The organism is Trebonia sp. (assembly GCF_049794275.1).
Taxonomy (GTDB): Bacteria; Actinomycetota; Actinomycetes; order Streptosporangiales; family Streptosporangiaceae; genus Trebonia.
Map to the genome: position 1 here is coordinate 1 of NZ_JBARCR010000454.1, position 2540 is coordinate 2540.

The following is a 2540-nucleotide window of genomic DNA, read 5'->3' on the forward strand; positions in this document are numbered from 1 at the left end:
GGTCCCCGGCGGCCTGCTCGGTCAGCGCGGCGAGGACGGGCCCGGGCCGCATCGCGTCCGCGGACCGGTCCCGCGCGAACACCTCGCCGCCCAGCCCGTCCGGGCCCAGCATCGCGGCCAGCTCCACCAGGTCCACGTCGGCGGCGTCACCCAGGCCGAGGGTGGCGGCCGGGCCCTCGACCTCCCACTCCTCCGGAATCCGCGCCCGGCCCGCCTCCAGGTCCGCGATATACGACGCCATCTCTGCGTCGCCGTCCCAGTCATCGTCCCGCGCCGGGGTGCCGGGCGGCGGCTGCTCGCCGTCTGGCCCGGGACCGGGGAACGAGGCTTGGGACACTGCAAGCTCCAAGTTCGAATAATCGTGGCTTCAATTTATGTCTACGCGAACACTATATCAAATCCGAGCGACAATCGGCGCCTTGAAAGCCACCATGTTCAAGATCTTTTCCGTTCCGGAGCAGGATGGGAGCGGGTCACCGCGCGCCCGTTCGGAATGATCGGCTTGCTCGGCCGGGGAGCACGCGAGCGCATCCGCGCACCGATAGGATCGAGCGCGTGAGTGCCGCGCGCCTGCAGCGACTGAAAACGCTCGTCAGGGAACACAAGCTGTTCTCGGCGGCGCTCGCGGTGGGCGCGTTCCTCCGGCTGCTTACCGTGCTCGGGTACCCGGGTGCGCTGTGGTTCGCCGGGGATTCCTACGTGTACCTGGGCGCCGCGCTGCGGCCGCAGCCGAACCTGTCCAAGGCGACCGGCTACTCGCTCTTCCTGCGGGCCCTGCTGCCGTTCCACAGCCTGACCCTGGTCGTCGTGCTGCAGCACCTGATGGGGCTGGCGGTCGCGGTCATGATCTACGTGCTGCTCCGCCGCAACAACGTCTCCAAGCTCTGGTCCACCGTCGCGACCCTGCCCGTGCTCCTCGACGGGTACATGATCGAAGACGAGCACCTGATCATGGCCGAGGCGCTGTTCACCTTCCTGCTGATGCTCGCCACGCTGATGCTGCTGTGGCGCAGGGACATCAAGTGGTGGACGGCGCTGATCGCCGGGCTGCTCGTCGGCTACGCCGTGGACGTCAGGACCGAAGGCGCGGTCGTGCTCGTCCTGTTCCCGCTGTTCCTGCTTATCCGCGGCTGGATGACCCACGGCTGGAAGCACCTGAGCGGCTGGCTCGCCGCCGTGGTGATGGCGATCGGCTGCGTGATCCCGGTCGGCGCGTACGCAGGCTGGTTCCACTCCAGGACCGGGCATTACGGCGTCTCGGAGGCCACGGGCTTCTACCTGTGGGGCCGGGTCTCGTCGTTCGCCGACTGCGCGGTGATCAAGCCGACCGGCAGAGAGGCGCTCGTCTGCCCGACCCAGCCGCTGACCAAGCGGACACCGCCGGGCAACTTCATCTGGCACGCGCCCGAGGTGCACACCAACCTCAACAGCACCGGCGGCCCGGTCGACCCCACGAACAACCAGCTGCTCACGGACTTCGCGATCCACGCGATCGAGGCGCAGCCGCTCGGCTACGTGAAGACGGTCGTGAAGAACACGATGCTGTCGTTCGGCTTCCCGCGGATCGCCTACCCGGGCGGGGGCACGGTCTACTACTACAGCTTCCACCTGACCTACAAGTCCCCGCACAGGAACCTGCTCCCGCCCAACAACCACGTCTGGATCAAAGGCGGCACCGCGTACCAGGACTGGCTGAGCTACGGCCACCAGGCGCCGGGCCGGGTGATCAATGTCTTCGCCGCGCCGATCGCGGTGTACCAGCGGCTGGTGTTCACCTACGGGCCGCTGCTCGCGCTGATCTTCCTCGTCGGGCTCGGCGGGCTGTTCAGCCTGCGGCTCAGCAGGCGCCCGCGCGAGATCCGGCTGCGCTGGGCGCCGCGCGGCACCAGCATGCTGCCGTGGGTGACCGCGGTCGCGCTGCTCATCACCCCGATCGCCATCGCCGACTTTGACTACCGGTACCTGCTGCCGGTGATCCCGTTCGCCTGCCTCGCGGCGGGCCTGGGGTTCGCGCCCGCGAAGCGCCGCACAGGCCCGCAGGACGGGGCCGGAGATCAGAGCCCGGTATTGGCCCAGGAGATCGACTCCGGCGCCACCAGCGGGGTGCCGACCTCCAGCTGAATCTCCGCGTGTTTCGTCAGCGGAACATCCCGCGGATTCCCCGTGAACACCTTCCCGTTGACCAGGACGGTGACGTGCCCGTGCGCCGGCCCGACGACGTCCGGCCCGAGCTGCTGGCCCCATTCGTCGAAGAACTGGCCGAGCGTGTACGTCCGCTGCACCGGCGACTCGATGTGCACGATCCCGTCGGCGGCGTGCGTGTGCAGCCAGTAAAAGCACGTTCCCGAGCCGATGAACGGTCCGGCTTGGGTCTGCTGCGCGACCCCGCCAGGGATTCCGATCGACGCCGGGACCTGGCGGGCCGCGCCGTTCACGAAGATCGTCAGGTGCGCGTGGATGTGGAAGAGCGTCTGCTCGCCCGCGTTGCAGCTGATGCCGTCGACGGGCGACCCGGTCGCGGCGGTCGCGGTGCTGGCCAG

At 68.9% G+C, this 2540-nt stretch carries 2 protein-coding genes and 1 pseudogene; 1 reads left to right on the forward strand and 2 read right to left on the reverse strand.

Features of this window, described 5'->3' with window-relative positions:
- On the reverse strand, positions 1-349 hold a 349-nt coding region (locus tag WA805_RS12495; protein WP_425242414.1), incomplete at its 3' end, for a hypothetical protein.
- A gap of 206 nt (positions 350-555) precedes the next feature.
- Here WA805_RS12495 and WA805_RS12500 point away from each other — a divergent pair.
- Positions 556-2121 (forward strand): hypothetical protein, encoded by a 1566-nt coding sequence (locus WA805_RS12500; RefSeq protein ID WP_422339055.1) that lies wholly within the window; start codon positions 556-558, stop codon positions 2119-2121.
- Here the strand turns inward: WA805_RS12500 and WA805_RS12505 are convergent.
- Positions 2055-2540: pseudogene (locus tag WA805_RS12505) on the reverse strand (hypothetical protein); the annotation flags it as partial. The gene WA805_RS12500 and the pseudogene WA805_RS12505 overlap by 67 nt on opposite strands.